Source organism: Anaerohalosphaeraceae bacterium (assembly GCA_035378985.1).
Taxonomy (GTDB): domain Bacteria; phylum Planctomycetota; class Phycisphaerae; order Sedimentisphaerales; family Anaerohalosphaeraceae; genus JAHDQI01.
In genome coordinates this window covers 109063-126468 of record DAOSUR010000008.1, presented here as the reverse complement: position 1 = coordinate 126468, position 17406 = coordinate 109063, and the positions used below count along the sequence as shown (strand labels likewise).

The 17406-nt window shown below is 55.3% G+C and carries 16 protein-coding genes; 11 read left to right on the top strand and 5 right to left on the bottom strand.

Annotated elements, in window-relative coordinates; genetic code table 11:
* Positions 1–24: 24 nt before the first annotated feature.
* The 5 genes from PKY88_07705 to PKY88_07685 form a co-directional block, all read right to left on the bottom strand.
* On the bottom strand, positions 25–1611 hold the full coding sequence (locus PKY88_07705) for a glycoside hydrolase family 43 protein (protein ID HOQ05080.1): 1587 nt from the start codon (positions 1609–1611) through the stop codon (positions 25–27).
* A gap of 17 nt (positions 1612–1628) precedes the next feature.
* Positions 1629–4595 (bottom strand): PA14 domain-containing protein, encoded by a 2967-nt coding sequence (locus PKY88_07700; GenBank protein HOQ05079.1) that lies wholly within the window; start codon positions 4593–4595, stop codon positions 1629–1631.
* Positions 4596–4996: 401 nt separating this feature from the next.
* The gene (locus tag PKY88_07695; protein HOQ05078.1) at positions 4997–5251 is read right to left on the bottom strand and encodes a hypothetical protein; all 255 of its coding nucleotides are present in this window, start codon (positions 5249–5251) and stop codon (positions 4997–4999) included.
* Positions 5252–5338: 87 nt separating this feature from the next.
* On the bottom strand, positions 5339–6157 hold the full coding sequence (locus tag PKY88_07690; GenBank protein ID HOQ05077.1) for a hypothetical protein: 819 nt from the start codon (positions 6155–6157) through the stop codon (positions 5339–5341).
* A gap of 148 nt (positions 6158–6305) precedes the next feature.
* On the bottom strand, positions 6306–6470 hold the full coding sequence (locus PKY88_07685; GenBank protein HOQ05076.1) for a YqaE/Pmp3 family membrane protein: 165 nt from the start codon (positions 6468–6470) through the stop codon (positions 6306–6308).
* 217 nt (positions 6471–6687) lie between these two features.
* Here PKY88_07685 and PKY88_07680 point away from each other — a divergent pair, with 217 nt between their 5' ends.
* The 11 genes from PKY88_07680 to PKY88_07630 all read left to right on the top strand — a co-directional run bounded on the left by PKY88_07680 (position 6688) and on the right by PKY88_07630 (position 17398).
* Positions 6688–7989, top strand: a complete 1302-nt coding sequence (locus tag PKY88_07680) for an MFS transporter (GenBank protein HOQ05075.1) — start codon at positions 6688–6690, stop codon at positions 7987–7989.
* A 148-nt stretch (positions 7990–8137) separates the two neighbouring features.
* Entirely contained in the window at positions 8138–9421 is a 1284-nt protein-coding gene (locus tag PKY88_07675) for a serpin family protein (protein HOQ05074.1), read from the top strand.
* A 22-nt stretch (positions 9422–9443) separates the two neighbouring features.
* A complete protein-coding gene (locus PKY88_07670; protein ID HOQ05073.1) occupies positions 9444–10589 on the top strand; it encodes a hypothetical protein in 1146 nt (381 codons plus the stop codon).
* A gap of 43 nt (positions 10590–10632) precedes the next feature.
* Positions 10633–11985: a DUF4139 domain-containing protein gene (locus PKY88_07665; GenBank protein HOQ05072.1), complete on the top strand. Its 1353-nt coding sequence runs from the start codon at positions 10633–10635 to the stop codon at positions 11983–11985.
* A 29-nt stretch (positions 11986–12014) separates the two neighbouring features.
* Positions 12015–12719 (top strand): outer membrane protein assembly factor BamE, encoded by a 705-nt coding sequence (gene bamE / locus PKY88_07660; GenBank protein HOQ05071.1) that lies wholly within the window; start codon positions 12015–12017, stop codon positions 12717–12719.
* A gap of 136 nt (positions 12720–12855) precedes the next feature.
* Positions 12856–13740: an ARMT1-like domain-containing protein gene (locus PKY88_07655; protein ID HOQ05070.1), complete on the top strand. Its 885-nt coding sequence runs from the start codon at positions 12856–12858 to the stop codon at positions 13738–13740.
* A 23-nt stretch (positions 13741–13763) separates the two neighbouring features.
* Complete coding sequence (locus PKY88_07650; GenBank protein HOQ05069.1) at positions 13764–14102, top strand: DUF5320 domain-containing protein; 339 nt, start codon at positions 13764–13766, stop codon at positions 14100–14102.
* An 18-nt stretch (positions 14103–14120) separates the two neighbouring features.
* A complete protein-coding gene (locus PKY88_07645) occupies positions 14121–14495 on the top strand; it encodes a NifB/NifX family molybdenum-iron cluster-binding protein (protein ID HOQ05068.1) in 375 nt (124 codons plus the stop codon).
* On the top strand, positions 14492–15340 hold the full coding sequence (locus PKY88_07640; GenBank protein ID HOQ05067.1) for an ATP-binding protein: 849 nt from the start codon (positions 14492–14494) through the stop codon (positions 15338–15340). The genes PKY88_07645 and PKY88_07640 overlap by 4 nt, the downstream gene beginning before the upstream one ends.
* The gene (locus PKY88_07635; GenBank protein ID HOQ05066.1) at positions 15337–16218 is read left to right on the top strand and encodes an ATP-binding protein; all 882 of its coding nucleotides are present in this window, start codon (positions 15337–15339) and stop codon (positions 16216–16218) included. Before PKY88_07640 ends, PKY88_07635 begins: the two co-directional genes overlap by 4 nt.
* Before the next feature lie 28 nt (positions 16219–16246).
* A complete protein-coding gene (locus PKY88_07630) occupies positions 16247–17398 on the top strand; it encodes an iron-sulfur cluster carrier protein MrpORP (GenBank protein ID HOQ05065.1) in 1152 nt (383 codons plus the stop codon).
* Positions 17399–17406: the final 8 nt, after the last annotated feature.

Sequence of the window (17406 nt, the reverse complement as noted above, 5' to 3'; positions counted from 1 at the left end):
AGACCTCCTGTCTTCTGCTTTTTGTTATATTTCGTCATTTTCCTCAAAATCAAACCAGTCAAAATCGGCCGGGTTTTGATTGGCTTTTCCGTTTCCGGATGCATACATTCCGATAAAGACGCCGGTAAACCCGCCGATGACTTCGGTGGACAGATTTTTTGTTGCGGCGGAGGCAATTCTTCGGCGTTCTTTGCTTTCCGACAGGAGCCCAAATCGATATTCGAGAGCATCCGCCGTGATTTGCAGAATCAGCCGGCCGTCCGGGACCGGCTGAATGGCTGTTTGGGCAATTCGACCCTGCAGAACCGCTCGGAACAGGATGACTCGTTTTCCGTTCCGAAGGGTGATGACAAAGTCGTAATGATTGTTGTCGTTTCCGCGAATGACCAGACCGGCCTCTTCGTTGGCGTCTGTGGGGATAAATTCAATTGCCGCCGAGGCGGAGATATTGAAAGCGGTCTGCCGGCGGCAGACAAAGGCCGGAGAGTCTTTTTCCTGAAAACTGATTTTTGAACCGTTCAGTCTCATAAAGCCGGGTCGGGCCGTCAGCGACCAGTCTTCCGGATGCGGGTTGCGGAGAAAATTCCAGACCAGCTGAAGGGACGGGCTGTCGAAATCGTCCCGAGTCGGCTCTTTTTCCCAGAGATGCGTCGGCAGCTTCGGGGCCGGGTATTCCTCCCTGACGATGCCGTCGGTTCCGATTTTAGGCCAGCCGTCTTCGGTCCAGGACACCGGAGCCAGAAAGGTCTCCCGTCCCAAATGATGATAGCGGCCTCCCCGCGGACGAATTCCCAGACAAACCATCCACCAGCCGTCCGGGGTTTCCACCATATCCGCATGGCCGATAGCGTGAAACGGATTGTCGGGGTCATTCTTATGGGAAGCGACGGGGTTGTGTGGGCTCGCTTCATACGGCCCCCAGGGAGATCGGCTGCGCTGGATGACGGCGCTGTGCTCGTACCCGGTTCCGCCTTCGGCCGACAGCAGATAGTAATAGTCTTTGATTTTATACAAATGCGGCCCTTCCGGAGAGGAGCCGCCCAGACCGGAGGCAATTTTTTTCAGCGGCTCGTTCATCCGGTCGGTTTTCAAATCCAGAATCCCGAGCAGGAAGCTTTCTTTGTTATCCGGACTGAGATAGTAAACCACATCGTCTTCGAACAGCAGCGAAGGGTCCACGTACCAATAGCCCAGCCAGTGCGGTTCAGACCAGGGACCGGCGGGATTTTCGGCGGTTACGTAAAAGACCCCCTGTGTTCCTTTTCCCCCGTAATTGGTGCCGCTGATGTAGAAAGTTCCCTGATGGCATCGGATTGTGGCGGCATACTGTCCGCCGCCGGCGTCACAGCCCCTCAGGGGATTTTGGCTTTCCCGCGTCAGGGCGTATCCGATTAATTTCCAGTGGACCAGGTCTTTGCTGTGATAAATCGGCAGACCGGGAAAATATTCGAACGAGGAGGTTACCAGATAGTAATCCTCTCCGACACGGCAGATGCTCGGGTCGGGATTCATTCCCCGCAGGATGGGATTTCGGAAAGTGGATTGGGCGCCGCCGGAAGAGCCGAGCGGAACGATACCCAGACAGAGCAGCAAGGTCCATCGACTTTTCATCAAGGGTCCATCCGATTCTATTTCAGCCAGTTTCGTGCAAACTCCGCAAACTCGGAAAGGTCAACCACACAGTCGCCGTTTTGGTCGACCGCCGAAGTCAGAACGCAATTGTTTGACACCCAGACTTCCGCCAGGTGCATGAGGTCTTCGATGGAGACGGCCCCGCTGCTGTTGAAGTCGCCGTACAGGCCGCTTAGCCACGGCGACAGGTAGTTTCCGGCGATGACTTCCTGCGAGAAGCCCGGTCCGCTCCAGGCGACGGCCACGTGATCCCCGCCGGTGTATTCCTTGTGCAGGACCTCGATGTAATATTTCTGGCCGGCCGTGAGGGTGCGAGGACTGGACTGCTGAGACGAATACTTGTTCCATTGTCGGGGGTCCGTCCAGCCGGGGACCGAGGCAATCAGAGAGGCGTTGGCCGGATTGCCGTCGGTGCTCAGCCGCAGCTGGCAGTTGTCATCCCCGGCAATCCAGAAGGTGTAGGGGCCGGTTGCAGGCGGATATAAATACCCGCGGATGCGGGTGCCGTAGTTTTCTCCGATATTGCTTGGGCCTTCGAGGGCGGTGAGCCGGCCCGCAAAGGACGGATTGTTCGGATAAGCAGGGTTCGATGTCAGCGAAGAGACAGAGGAACCGGGAATTCCGTCCCATCGTTCATAGAGAATGGTTCCCAGTGCCGTCTTGGGAACAGTGGCGGAGGCCTGACTGGAAACGTCGGATTCATTCCAGAGGGTATCCACGGCCCGAACCACGTAGTAGTAGGTTTGGCCGGAGGCAACGGCGGTATCGAGATAACCGGACTCGGTCAGAACGGCGGCGTTCAGTCGGCGGTACCCGCTGCCGAAGGTTGTCGAGCGGTAAATATGGTAGCCCCGCAGGTCCGGTTCGGTGTTGTCGTTCCAGTCCAGCCGGATGTTGATGCCGTTTAAAACAGCTGTCAAGCCTGTGGGAGCGGCCGGGGGAGTCGTGTCGCTGTTGGGAGGGGGAATCTTCATCAGCATCATGCCGCTTGCCGGCAGAGGAATCTGAAATGTATTTCCTGAACGAAATGCCTGCGGCGCGTAAGAGGGAGCCGCCAGCGGGTCCGGATGCAGGACGCCGTTGATGCGGATGTCGTCCTTGTCCTGGACAGTGATGCCGCCGGAGATGACGGCCCCGTCCGGCTCCAGCAGCCACTGCTGACCGCTTTGGCCGGCGGAAAAACCGGTAATCTGGATATTGGCCGTAATGTCCGAGCTGGGGGAATTGTTAAAGACAAAGATGGTCAGATTCCCCTGGTCATCCTTGGCCGCATACGCCCGAACCAGGGGGGTATTGGAGCTGGAGGCCTGAACCATATGCCGTCCGAAATGATGGATCAGCATCGGATTGACGTACCAAACCGGATAGACACGAAAATCGGCTCTGTACTCCGGAATCCAGGGATTGGACAGGTCCCAGTTATGCCTGGCCATTTCCAGAATGTACTGCGCATGAAACAGGGCGTTCACATAACAGCTTACGCGGTTGTAGCTGTCATGTCCGCCGGCATCCCATTCCGTCATTCCATAGCGAATCTGACCGACATATTGTGCACCGAGGGCGTTTTGCACAATGCTGTTCAGACTGGAGGTAAAGACTCCGATATCGTCGATGTCCGTACTTAAGAGCGTCGGATTGTACGAAGCGGGCTGACCCGAGCCGGGATACGCATGAATAATCAGAAAATCAGGAACCGCGTTCTTGGCGGCGGCGGCGACAAGCGTATCATAGGTCCAGTAGCCCACGTACCAGCCCCAGGGCTGAAGTTCGTGTTTGGGTTCGGCGCAGGCGCCGATTTTGATGGAGGGATTGACGGCCTTCATTGCCAGATAGAAATCCGCAAATCGGTCGCCGTAATACGTTCCGCTGATGCCTTCGAACCACCCGACTTCCCAAGGTCCGCCGATTTCGTTGCCGATTTCCCAGTATTGGGCGCACACGGGCCGGGAGGTCTGGTCCTGGACCCATGCAACCGCCGCATTGACAGCCTTCTGATGGGCAATCTGGTAGTTCTGATTTTCTTCGTCGTAGGGGGTATCGTCCTGAAGGGTGTCATACCACCAGCCGGGAAAGTTCACGATCGGCTGCAGGGTCGGAGGAGTGGTTTCGCCCGGCTGGCTGAGTGCCGCCATCAGATTCAGGTATTCGGTATAACTGACCTTCCAGGCGGCGGTGCCGTTGGGACCTTCTATGTCGCTCCAGAGATGGCCGTTGCTCCAGGAGCCGCCCGGAATCCGGAAATATTTTCGTCCGGATGCTTTCATTAAATTGTTAAAGGTCGTATTCGTCCCGGCCTGTGCACCGTCCCAGGACTGCAGGTTGGCTCCGTACAGGGTCATCGGGATGGTGCGAATCGGCGCATCGGCGCTGATTTGAATGGTTACAGTCCCGGAATCCGGGAGTACGGCGCGGATATTATCCAGCCAGAGCGTCCCGCCGCCGGTTCCGGAGTTGGTGATAATGAAAAATTCAGCCCAGCCGCCGGCGCCGTTCTGAATAAACGTATCCCGAACACTCTGGGGTATAGTCACGGTCAGCGTGTCGGTTCTTGGACTTGACGGCACGCCGGGGTAGCTCAGATTAAATTGCTGCCAGCCGCCTGTTTGGCTGTTGATAACAAAGAACAAATTCAGCCATCCGCCGGGAATCTGACCGGCGTCGTTTCGTGTGGTTACATCCAGCTGGATGGCGGTCATAGTTTTCAGAAGGTCCGGCTGCGGGAGCATGTTTTTCTTGAGGATGCCGAGCCAGCCGCTGGGGAAAACGACCTGCAGCGAAGAAGCTCCGGCGGTTACCCCCTGCGTCGAATAAGAGACCGAGACACTGCCGTCCGCTGTCCAGCCGTCCATACTTCCTTCAAAGCTGCCGAGCATCACGACGGCTGCGTGCAGAGGGATGGAAAAGAGGAGTATAGCCGGCAGAAAAAGGTCAGGGGGCATTAGAATTTTTTTATAAGGTCTCATTTTTCCCTCCAAAGCACCGGGTTGCTTTTTTCTTCCGGTTTCGTGCAAATTGTCCAAATTCGAAAAGGTCAGCTGCCAAGCTGCCGTTTTAGTCGGTGCCGGCTGGGCTGGTGCACCTGCCGAAGTCTGCTCATCTGCATCCCCCAGGTTCGGGTCAAATCAAAACGAGCCAGATACCATCTGCCCTTTCTGCTGGCAGGCTGGGCACTCTATTAAGAAATAGCGCAACGAGGGGGGATTTCTGGGAAAAAATTCAGGTTTTTGTGAGCATTTCGGACAAAACCCTGCTGAAAAAGGGGGGGGCCAGCTGCAAGCAACCAGTTATCAGTGGTCAGTTACCCGTCAACAGGGGCGGCCGGCTGCCGGATTCGGGACTGGACTTGGACGCAAGATGTCTTTCTTCAGGAGCCGCTTTTGGGCGGATTGTGGGCGGTTTTTTCTTCCTGAATGAGCTGCCGGGCCCAGTCAATCTGCGTCGGCAGCATCGAGTCCGGAACAAGTGCATCGCCGCATTCCTTTGCTACCTGATACCGTGCACACAGAGCGAAATCCGAATCACAGAAGTTCTGCCGAAACCGCTGCAGTAGCCCCGGCATTTTCTGAAAGGTTTTGTCCGTCAGCAGTGTACAAACATCCTTCTTTGGACAGTCCGCCATAGGTCCGACCCCTTTCGGTTTTCTTATTTCAGCGTATTGTGTACGGATTGTAGCGGGATTCTTTCTGTCGGGCAAGAAGAAAAGCGTTTACTTCCTGAAATTTCGGGGCTGAAGCAGCCCTCCGCAGACCAGCAGCAGCGAGGCCGGTTCCGGAATGAGAATCAGCTGGACGTTCAGAGGTTTGGACGGCGTTCCGACAGAGTAAACCCCCAGAAAGGTATAGGAGCTGCAAGAGGAAAAGTCCGTTCGGGCTCCGCCGAGGGTTGTTTGCGTACATTCAATCGAGGTTTGAAGCGTCAGGGTCAGGTTGATTGTCTGCCCGACGGCCGTCTGAATGAACAGGGAGGCCGGCGCATACACATTATAAGAGAAGTCACCGCCGGCGAAATAGGCCCCGGCCCACAAGCCGTCCGCCGTGACAGTCGGGTATTGATAGCGGGCGGAGCCGGTGCAGATGGACTGTCCATTCATCGAAAGCTGAACGGAAGCGAAACTGACGGCCAGACTTTGTTCCGAATACAGCTGTCCATCAAAAAGAAGGTCAACCCAGACCCGCACTGGTGTGCCGAGCGGGACTGTATTTGACCAAACGAGCCAGTCGGCGGAACTGACAGACGTGCTGGCTGCATAGACATTTTTGCCGGCAGTGCTGAACCCTTCTGTCAATCCGCAGACTTTCCCATCGAGTGTGGCCTGGGCCCAGCTGGAAGCGTAATCCGAAAGACCGGTGCCGCTGAGGACATCGCTGGAGGCGGGCAGGCCGGGCAATACAGATATTTCCAGGTCTGAATTTGAAAGATTTCCATAGACGGCATACGAATTACACGATGCAAACGAGGCAAATAAACAGGGCTGAAGGGTAAAGAATAAAGAAACAGCGGCACGCAAAAACGGCTTGGTTTCCACGATTGGCCCTCCTTTTAGGAGTTAGCGAATCCGTTAACTCCTCCTACCCCCATCAATCCAGATGGATTATACCACAGAGGGTCAGGAAAATCAAGCCAAAATTGCCCAATCGCCCTGTATTAACAGAAGGTAAGAATAAAGGTCTTTTTTATTGTTTATTTGTTGCAACCAGCCAGAGGGCGTGAATCATTCCCGGCAGGCCGCCAAGGATCGTCAGAACTATATTCAGCCAAAAGTGCATTCCCAGACCCACCTGCAGAAAAGCGGCTACCGGTGGAAGGACAATCGCAAGAATGATTTTCAAAACTGTCATAGATGAACTCCTTAAAGGGGGTTAAGATGCCCAATTCTCGATATGATTTTACATCTTTCATTGCGAAAAGCAAATAGTTTCTGTTCCGGATTTGCCTCTTGTATTCCGGTTTCTTTTCGTCTATAAATTGCCCTTTCCTTTTTTGTCGAAATAAAAAGATATGTCGAGAGTTTCTCTAAAAGAAAAGATTATAGATCGCAGACAGCGTCTGCAAACGATGCGTCTGTCTGTGTTCGAAGGGCTTTTGGCTATGATAGCCATCGGCCTTCAACAGACTTTTTATGTCCCCTTTCTAAATGCCCTCGGTGCGACCAAATTTGAAATCGGTATTGGAGCCGGTTTGCCGGCTCTGATGACCGGTCTGATTCAGCTGCGGGTGCCGGTTTGGATTCGCAATCCCCGCCACTATAAACCGGCTCTGTTCTGGGGCACGTGCCTGCACGGATTAAGTTTCTTCCCGCTGGCCCTGGTGATTTTTCTCCGCGGTCCGGTGTCCGTTTGGGCGGCGATGTCCGTAATGGCCGTCAGTGCCGCGGCGATGGGATTCGGAGCGGGCATCTGGGCGGACTGGATGGGCCATATTGTTCCGCGCCGGCGTCGGGGCAAGTATTTCGGGAACCGCAACCGGCTTCTGACACTTTCGCAATTGACCGCCTCCGTGATTGCCGGGTATCTTTTGGACACCAACAAGGGCAAGACGCTGCTGATTTTTGCGGGCATCTGGATTGTCGGCGGACTTTCCCGAACCGTCAGTTCCTTCCTGTTTTTCTGGCATCACGAACCGCACACGCTCAGCAGCGAGTCGCTGCGGCCCGGGCAGTTCTCCAATTTCTGCCGGCAGATGTTTCACAGCGCCTTCGGCCAGTTTGCGCTGGCCTATTCGCTTATCCATTTTGCGGCCAACTTCAGTGCCCCGTTTTTCACGATTTATATGCTCAATGAAATGAAGCTGTCGTATATCCGCTATACGTGTCTGAGCCAGATGCCGACGCTGATTACCCTGCTGTCGATGCCGCTGTGGGGGCGGATTTGCGACCGCATCGGCTATGTGCGTCCGATGCGTCTGCAATGTACGGTTGTGATGGGCCTGCCGCTGGTCTGGATTGTCACACAGAATTATTGGATTCTGATGATTGTGCAGGTCCTGGCCGGTTTGACCTGGGGCGGACTGACGCTGACCAGTTTCAATTATTCTATCAATTCACTGCCGCATCAAAGCCGGTTAAGCGGTCTGTCGTATCTGAATTTCTTCTCGTCTGTTTTTATCTTTCTGGGCACTACGCTGGGCGGCTGGGTCGGGCCGATGCTACCGACGTTTACCGACAGCCAGCTGCACAGCATCTTTTTGTTCAGCACGCTGATGCGGATTGTGCCGGTGCTGCTGTTCCAGGCCTTGCCCGAAGATACGCCGCCGCGAACCAAACTCAGCGCCGTGGAGCGGTTCTTTTTCAATCCGCAGCTGACTTTCCGCTCCGGCTTTGACCGAATCGTCATCAGCAAATTCCGCCGCCCCATTTAAGTTTTTTCCCTAAACTGACGCCTACGGTTCTTTCAGGGGGGTATGTATTTGCAGAATTTTCATTTTTTTGTCAACTCCTGGGTTCCATTGGTGTCTAATAAGAAGGGCGGGAAGGAAAAATGGAAATTCAGGCGAGGGAATAATGAATATGGAGATTCGCAGGTTTTGGGTTCGGGCGGGTGTTTTGTTCCTTCTGGCCGGATTTTCGATAGGTTGGGCGGCCCAGCCCGTTTCCGATCCAGGAAACGATCCCATAGAGCAGACCGTAAAAGCCCAGACAACCTTCGCCGTGGAGTTGTATCGGGCTTTGGCAGGGCTTCCTGTTCCGGAAAAACCTGTCGAGAATATCTTTTATTCGCCCTACAGTATCTCCTCTGCGATGGCCGTTGTTTTTGCCGGCGCCCGCGGCGTTACCGAAAGGCAATTCTGTGATGCCTTGCATTTTTGGCTCCCGCAGGAACCGTTTCACGAAGCCATGGGCCGCCTGGAAAAACATCTCAAAAAGCAGGCATCCAAAAACGATTATGAACTGACAATTGCCAATGCGCTCTGGATGGACCGAAAAACGGCCTTTGCCGAGCCGTTTCTCCAACAGGTCCAAGGCTGCTATTCGGCCAATCTGGAGCGGGTCGATTTTGCGGCCAATCCCTCCGGTGCTGCGCGAACCATCAATCAATGGGTCGAAAAACAAACCCGGGAACGCATCAAAAACCTGATCCCCGAAGGTACACTCGACACGCTTACCCGGCTGGTTGTCACCAACGCCGTTTATTTCAAGGGCAAATGGGCCCTGCCCTTTGACCCGCAGCTGACCCGGACGGAGTGGTTTACTGTGTCAACTTATACAATTCAGGAAGACGGACCGAAGGTGGAAACCCGACGGGTCCAGGTGCCGATGATGACCCGCAAAGACAACTTCGGCTACGCGGAGAATGACCTTTGCCAAATCCTCGAGCTGCCCTACACAGGCGGCGACCTGCGGATGGTTATCCTCCTGCCCAAAGACCCCGATCTGATTCAGCTCGAACAAGCCCTCACCGCAGACACCCTTGCCGAATGGCTCAGCCGGCTGCACCGTCGGGAGGTGGAAGTCTATCTGCCTCGTTTTACATTCACCTGGCAGAGTGAGCTGAAACCGGTTCTGATTGCGCTGGGCTTGACGGACGGCTTTTCGATGACGGCGGACTTTTCCGGCATCACCGGCGGAAAGGATTTGTTCCTGACCAACGTTCTACATAAGGCGTTTGTCAAGGTGGACGAGGAAGGCACGGAAGCCGCCGCCGCCACCGGAGCCGTGATGAAACTCGTTTCGATACAGGCCCCTTTGCCGGTATTTCGGGCCGACAAGCCCTTTGTCTTTCTCATTCAGGACAAACCGACCGGCACCGTGCTGTTTGTCGGCAGGGTGGCGGACCCAACCAAAGAACAATAAAAACCGATTCAGGAGTCTGACAATGAAAGAGGCGATTTGGTTTGCAGCGGCCGCAGGACTGATCCTCGGCTCTGTCGCAGCGCAGGCCCGAACGAAACTGGCGGCGCTGCCCCAGCGGGAAAGCGTGGATATCCGACTGGACAATCCGACCTTTACCCTCATCGAGGAAGAACGCATTCTGACGCTGCGAAAGGGGCTCAATCAGGTCGACTTTGCCTGGCAGGCCGTCTCCATCGACCCCGATTCCATCCGGCTGACGCCGCTGGACCATCCGAACGGCGTGCGGATTCTCAACGTGAGCTTTCCGCCCGGCGAGGCGGCTCTCGTGTGGGAAATCGCCTCCGACGGCGACTGGGCGGAACGCGTCCGCATCAGTTATCTGCTCGGTCAGATTGACCGCCTGACGGCGTACAAGGCCGCGGCGGACAAGGATGAAACCAAACTGGACCTGACTGCTTATCTGATTGTCCGCAACTTCTCCGGCGAGCCCTTCGCCAACGCCCGCATCCGGCTGGATGCCGACAGCGTCTTCGAACGAGATATCATCGACGGCCAGACCCGCCAGCTGCTCTGGATGCAGACCCGGGCCCTGCCTGTCCAGAAAGTCTGGACGTGGGATTCGGCCCTGCAGCCCTGGGACCCCGAACAGCTGGAACAGCAGAACATCGGCATCCCCGTCCGCTATCGGCTGGTCAATGAGAAGGCCGCCGGTCTGGGGCAGGCGGCTCTTTGGCCCGGCAAGGTGCGGCTCTTTCAAGACGATGGGCACGACAGCACCATCTTTCTGGGCGAGGACAACCTGTCCTTTCTGCCGGTCGGCGAAAAGGCCGAACTGTACATCGGCGACAGCCGCGACATCGTCGTCACCCAGCGCAAAATGAAGGAAGAACAAATCAACATCCGCCGCAATCGAAAGGAACAAATCGTCCTCTTTGATACGGATGAAATCCTCACGGCCAAAATCGAAAACTTCAAAGACTCCCCCGCCGTGCTGACCCTGATCGAGCGGATTTCGGGCCAGTGGGAAATGAAATCGTGCTCTCTGCCGTATGTTCGCAGGGATGCCGAGACGCTCGAGTTTGAAATTGCTCTGCCCGCCCGCAAAGGCGATAAACCCGCCGTCGTCCAGCTCGAAATGAACTACCAGCGAAAAAATGTAAGACCCTGATGAAAGTCCGAAATCCAAATAGACCTCTGTCAAGGAGTTTGCGATGAAACGATATGCCGTGCTTGTCTGGATAATAGGCCTTGCCGCCGTGTCCTTTGCCAAAGTGGATTTGGTTACACTGCCCGCCTCTGAGTCCGTGCAGATTACGATTTATGAATCCGCCGACCTGACGCTCGTTCGCGACAGCCGCCCGCTGACCCTTCGTCAGGGCGCCAACCAGCTCCAGTTTTCCTGGGCGGGCACGCTGATTGACCCGACCTCCCTGATGCTCGTGCCCAAAAAGGCCGCCGACCAGGTGGACATTACCGACCTGTCCTATCCGCCGAATGCCGTCAACGTCGGCATCTGGACGCTCGAGAGCCGACAGGCAGGGCGGATTCCCTTTGAGATTACGTACCTGACGAGCGGTTTCAGCTGGCGGGCCTTTTATGCGGGCATCCTGTCCGAGGATGAAAAGACGATGCGGCTGGAAGGGTATGTCCGCGTCTTCAACGAGTCCGGCGAAGATTACGAAAACGCCCAGGTGCGGCTGATTGTCGGACAGGTTCATCTGCTCGATGAAATTGCCGAACTGGCCCGACGGACCTGGCCGTACGGAAGGCCGGGAGAGGAAATACCCGGAATGCCTCCGCAGGTGCAGACGGAACGGGCTATGTTTGGCTTCGGCGCTGTCAAGGCGATGGATGAGATTGCCATGGCCGCCAAGCCCAAAGAAATCCAAAAGGAAGGGCTCAGCGAGTATTTTCTTTATACCATCGAGGGCACGGAATCCATCCCGAACGGCTGGTCCAAGCGGCTGCCCAGTTTCCAGGCCGAAGCTGTGCCGGTCGTCAATCTCTACAAATTCGAAGAAGAAATGTACGGCCCGTCTGTCATCCGGTATCTGTACTTTTTCAACGATGCCGAGCATCATTTGGGCCAAACCCCCATTCCTGGCGGGTCAATCAAGGTCTATCGGACTGTCAGCAAACAGGGACATCTGACCTATGAAGGCGGCTGTGAGATTAAGTACATCCCGGTCGGCCAGGAGGTGGAGCTGAATCTGGGGCCTGCGGAAGATGTTTTGGTCAAACCCAAGTTGATGGATTTCAAGACCGACAATTACCGCTTTGACGACCGGGGCAATATCAGCGGCTGGGATGAAATCCAAACCTTTGCTGTCGAGGTCAAAAACAGCCGGCCGCTGCCGATTCGGCTGGAAATCAAGCGGAACTTCGCCACTGCGTACTGGACGCTGGAGAACCGGGGAGACAGCGAAAAAATTTTTGAAAAAGTCGATTTGGATACGGTAAAATACATACTTTCTATGCCGCCTCAGTCGGCTCGGACTATTGAATATGTCCTGACCACCTATCACGGCGTAAGGCAGGAAGACTGGACCAAACAGAATCAGTAAGCAGAAGGGGGGAGAAAGGAGAGCTCTCTGTGAATGAGAAGGGGGCTTTTATTCTGTGGGGGCTTGTTCTGTTTTGCCAAGGGGCTGTTTCTTATGCTTCGGAGCCCAATCAGCCCGCTCCGACGTTTAAGACGGAATTGCTTCCGAATGAACCGCTCATCGAACGCCGCCAGGTGTGGCATTTCTGGCAGATGCTTCAGGTTGGAATGACCGCTGAAAAGGTAACGGAACTGCTCGGTGAGCCCCTCGAAAAAGAAAGCAGTGAAACGGCCTGTGTGTGGTATTATCACCAGACCCCCCGGCGGCTTCCCAGCGGACAAATCCAGCGGCCGCGATTCGGGTTTCTCAATTTCAAAAAAACCGCTCTCAACGGGCAGGAACAGATGCTCCTGAAGACCTGGCGCCAGCCGGACTGGAATCAGCTGCCCGCTTACAGCGCTGAGCAGTTTGAGTTCCAGCAGAAGCGGCTGGAACAGCTTCGCCAACAGCAGCTGGCCGAACAAAAGCGGCTCGAGGAGGAAAAACGCCTTCAGGAGGAGCTCCGCCGACAGGAAGAACTGCGCCGGCAGGAGGAACTCCGTCAGCAGATGCCGGCCCAACGGGACCAATCTCGCTCCAAAGGGTTTACCCTGAACTGGCAGGAATGGCCCCGCTCTTATTGGTATATCGCAGGGGGTGTCCTGGCGGGGCTGATTGTCCTTTTCCTCATTCTCAAAAAACCCTTCGGCAATTAATTCCTGCTTTTCAGAAGCAATAAGCAGTAATTCGACAGGAAAAGTATATTTTTGCGTTTTTTTAGATTTTTTGCTTGAATTTTTATGAGCATATGCCAATAATTATTCAAAGCTCTTTTACGGCTGAAAGAACGGTATGAAATGTGCATTAGACTGTATCCCTTGCTTTATTCGACAGGCAAATGAAGCGGCTCGGATGGTTTCCGGCGATCCGGCCGTCCATCAGAAGATACTCCATCAGGTTCATTCTCTTTTGTCCGGCATCGACCTGAATGCACCTCCGCCAATTATCAGCCGGCGAATTCATCATCAGATTCGCCAAATCAGCGGCAATCCCGACCCGTACAAAGAGGTCAAACACCGATGCAATCAGCTGGCCCTACAATGGCTGCCCGGCCTGCGGGAGCGGGTGCGAACCTCCGAAGACCCGTTTCGGGCTGCGGTCCTGCTGGCGATTGCGGGCAATATTATCGACTACGGTGTCCACGGCTCCCTGCAGATGCACACGGTCAAGGAAACCATCGACCGGGCCCTTCACCAGCCGCTCGATGAGCAGGTACTCGAGCGTTTTCGTCAGTCCATTGCCGCCGCCCGTTCCATCCTCTATCTGGGCGACAATGCCGGAGAGATTGTTTTCGACCGCCTTCTGCTTGAACAGATGCCGCTCGAGAAGATTACCTTTGTCGTCAAGGGCTCACCGATTCTCAATGACGCAACAAAAGAAGAGGCTGCTCAGGCGGGTCTGACCGAAATGGTTCGGGTCGTCGACAGCGGCGCCGACGCTCCCGGGACGGTTCTGGAGGATTGCAGCCGCGAATTTCGCCGCCTGTTTGAGCAGGCCGATTTGATTGTCGCCAAAGGGCAGGGCAATTTTGAAACGCTCAACGAGACACCCGCCAATCTGTTCTTTCTCTTTCAGGTCAAATGCCCCGTCGTGGCGGCACATCTGGGAGAGGCGATTGGAACATTTGTTCTCAGGCGGACAGAGATGTCTGCCTGTTTGGTCAGGAAAAAACAATAACCCTTTTTGGAAAGGAGCAGCGTATGCCATTTGGAGACGGAACAGGACCGTTTGGAATGGGCCCCCGCACAGGACGGGGAGCAGGTTTTTGTGCAGGATTTGGAATGCCCGGAACCGCTAATCGTTCGTTTCCGTCATGCTTTGGATGGAACGGCGCAGGCCGCGGTTGGCGGAATTGGTTTTGGGCGACCGGACTGCCCGGCTGGGCCCGAGTGCAGCGCGGAGCCGGAATGCCCTCTGGCCCTTGGATTTTATCCGAACAGAAAGAATTGGATGTGCTGAAGAATCAGGCCGCTCAAATGGAGCAGATGCTCGAACAAATCCGTCAGCGTATCGAACAACTGCAGTCCGAGCAGAAGTAGCGGGTTAAGGATGCTTCTATGAAAATCTGCATTACATCAGAGGGGCCGACGCTCGAGGATAGAGTGGACTCCCGATTCGGTCGTGCTGCTTATTTTTTGCTGGTGGATTCCGACACAATGGACTGTCAGGTGCTCTCGAATCAGACTGCTGAAGCAGGCGGCGGAGTCGGAGTTCAGGCGGCCAAAAAGGTTCTTGATGTCGGCGCTCGGGCGGTGCTGACCGGAAACTGCGGTCCGAATGCGATTCGCATTCTTCAGGCGGGCAAAGTAGCCGTCTATAGCGGTGTTTCCGGTTCAGTCAAGCAGGCAATTGAGGCCTTCAAAGCCGGACGGCTGAAACCCGATACGCCGCCCGAACCCCTTCCGCCTGACCGGATGGAGCCGCCGAGGTGAGACCGTATCCGTCCATTGCAGTCGCCAGCGGAAAAGGCGGCACAGGCAAAACCACCGTTGCGGTTAATCTGGCCTGGACGTTGTCTCAGGCCGGACAGCCGGTCCAGTATCTCGATTGCGATGCGGAAGAACCCAACGGAGCAATTTTCCTTCGGCCGATTATCGATTGGAAGGAAAGCGTTTTTGTTGAGGTTCCTCAGGTAGACCTGTCGCGATGCAGCGGTTGCGGCAAGTGCGGGCGGCTGTGCCAGTACGGAGCAATTGTTGCGGCGGGAGCCCATGTGCTGACCTTCGAGACGCTCTGTCATTCCTGCGGCGGATGTATGCAGATATGTCCGGAGGGAGCTATTGCGGCCAAATCCCTCGAGGTCGGGGGCATAGAAGGGGGCAAGGCGGGCGGAATGGACTGTGTGCAGGGCCTGCTGAAAATCGGCAGCGTACGCATACCTGCTGTCATCCGTCAGGTCCGCAGGCGGGCGAGAGCTGATGCGGTCAAAATCCTCGATGCCCCGCCGGGCACATCCTGCCCGGTCCTTGCCGCGGTCCGGGATACGGATTTTGTTCTGTTGGTAACCGAGCCGACTCCGTTCGGCCTGCATGACCTGAAACTGGCAGTCGCCATGGTCAGGGAACTGAGGTTGCTTTTTGGTGTAGCGATCAATCGGGCCGACAGCGGCGATAAACGAATAGAAGAATACTGCGCCGATGAAAACATCGACATTCTGCTGCGTCTGCCGGAGGACCGCCGCATCGCTGAGGCATATTCCGAAGGCCGAATCATTGCCGAGGTCCTGCCGGAATATCGGAAGCCGTTTGCTTGCTTGGCCGAAAGGGTTCTGCTGTGAAGGAAATCGTAGTCATCAGCGGCAAGGGCGGCACCGGCAAAACCAGCATCACGGCGGCACTGGCGGCACTGGCGGGCACCGGTGTGCTGGCCGATTGTGATGTGGACGCAGCCGATCTGCACCTGCTGACATCGCCGATTGTTTTACAGGAGTACGAATTTGTCGGCGGGAAACGGGCGGCAATCCGGTCTGCCAAGTGCCGGGGATGCGGCCGCTGTTATTCTCTGTGCCGATTCGGCGCAATTGAGCCGGTCGTATCCAAGAATGTGTTTCGTGTTCAAGAATCTTTCTGCGAGGGATGCCGGGTGTGCGTGGAGTTCTGTCCGGCGGGGGCGATCGATTGGGTCGAGGTTGTCAGCGGCCGCTGGTTTCTTTCCCAGACCCGTTTCGGTCCGATGGTGCATGCCCAACTGGGCATCGCCCAGGAAAACAGCGGAAAGTTGGTGACGCTGCTCCGCAAGGAGGCCCGGCGAATCGCTGATGAAAAAAAAACGGACTGGGTGTTTACTGACGGCTCGCCCGGGATCGGATGTCCGGTTATTGCGTCTTTGACCGGTGCGGATTTTGTACTGGCGGTGACGGAACCGACTCAATCCGGCTGTCATGATCTGATGCGGGTGCTGGAACTGACCGAGCATTTCGGAATTTCAGCGGCGGTGTGCATCAATAAGGCGGACATCAATCCGGAAATGACACGACAAATCGAGCGGCTTGCGGTCGGGAAAAATCTGCCCAAACCCGTGACGATTCCCTATGACCCTTCAATAACCGCCGCCCAGATTCAGGCGCAGAGTGTGATTGAATATGATAAAAACAGTCCGGCGGCTCGGGCCGTCAGCTCTTTATGGGAAACCATTCAGAAACTGATTTTCTCCTAACAAAAAAGGTGTTGGAAAGAGATTGCTTATGGAACAGCAGAATCATGGGAACCGGATCGGGAAAACCATTCTTGTAATGAGCGGCAAAGGGGGGGTCGGCAAAAGCAGTGTTGCCGTCAATCTGGCTGTTTGGATGGCGATTCAAAACCGGAAAACCGGCCTGCTTGATATTGATCTGCACGGCCCCAGTATTCCGAAAATGCTGGGGATGGAAGAGCAAAAAATTTTTCAGATCGAAGGACAGATGCATCCGGCTCAATACCGGCCGAATCTCAAAGTCATGAGCATCGGATTTTTACTGGAAAACCCCGATACCCCGATTATCTGGCGGGGGCCGGCCAAACATAGTTTCCTTCAGCAGTGTATTCAAAACGTCTGGTGGGACCAACTGGATGTTCTGGTTGTCGATTGTCCCCCCGGAACAGGGGATGAAGTCCTCTCTGTTGTTCATCTGCTGGGAAAAATCGACGGGGCGATCCTTGTGACAACCCCGCAGGAAATCGCTCTTCTGGATGTTCGGAAATGCATTTCATTCTGTCAACAGTTAAAGATTCCGGTGCTGGGTTTGATCGAGAATATGAACGGCCTGCTCTGTCCGCATTGCGGAAAAAAAGTGGATCTTTTCGGATACGGGGCCTGTCAGGATGCGGCAGAGCAGTTCGGAGTTCCTGTTCTCGGGGGGATTCCCTTCGCACCGGAACTGGCCCGAACCGGCGACATCGGGCGTCCTATTGTTCAGAACAATCCGCTTCATCCGGCTGCACAGGCTCTGGCTGCCTGCTTTCAATCCGCTCTCGGAAATGATATGCCTGATGCAAATGAATCAGAAAGGAGTATGTCTATGAAAATTGCTGTTCCTCTTCATGAAGGACGTCTGTCCGCTCATTTCGGCCACTGCTCTCAATTTGCCGTTGTCGAGGTTGACCCGCAAAGAAAAACCATTCTCCATATACAGCTACACACACCGCCTGCACACGAACCCGGTGTTCTGCCCCAATGGCTGTCTCATCTGCAGGTCGGCACGGTGATTGCGGGCGGAATGGGGCAGCGGGCCCAGTCTTTGTTCCAGGAAAAGAACATTCGGGTTCTGGTCGGGGCTCCTTGCGGAACTCCGGAGGAACTTGTTCAGAGTTATCTGGACGGAAGCCTCAAACTCGGTCAAAATGTCTGTGAGCATTAGGAGTCTTT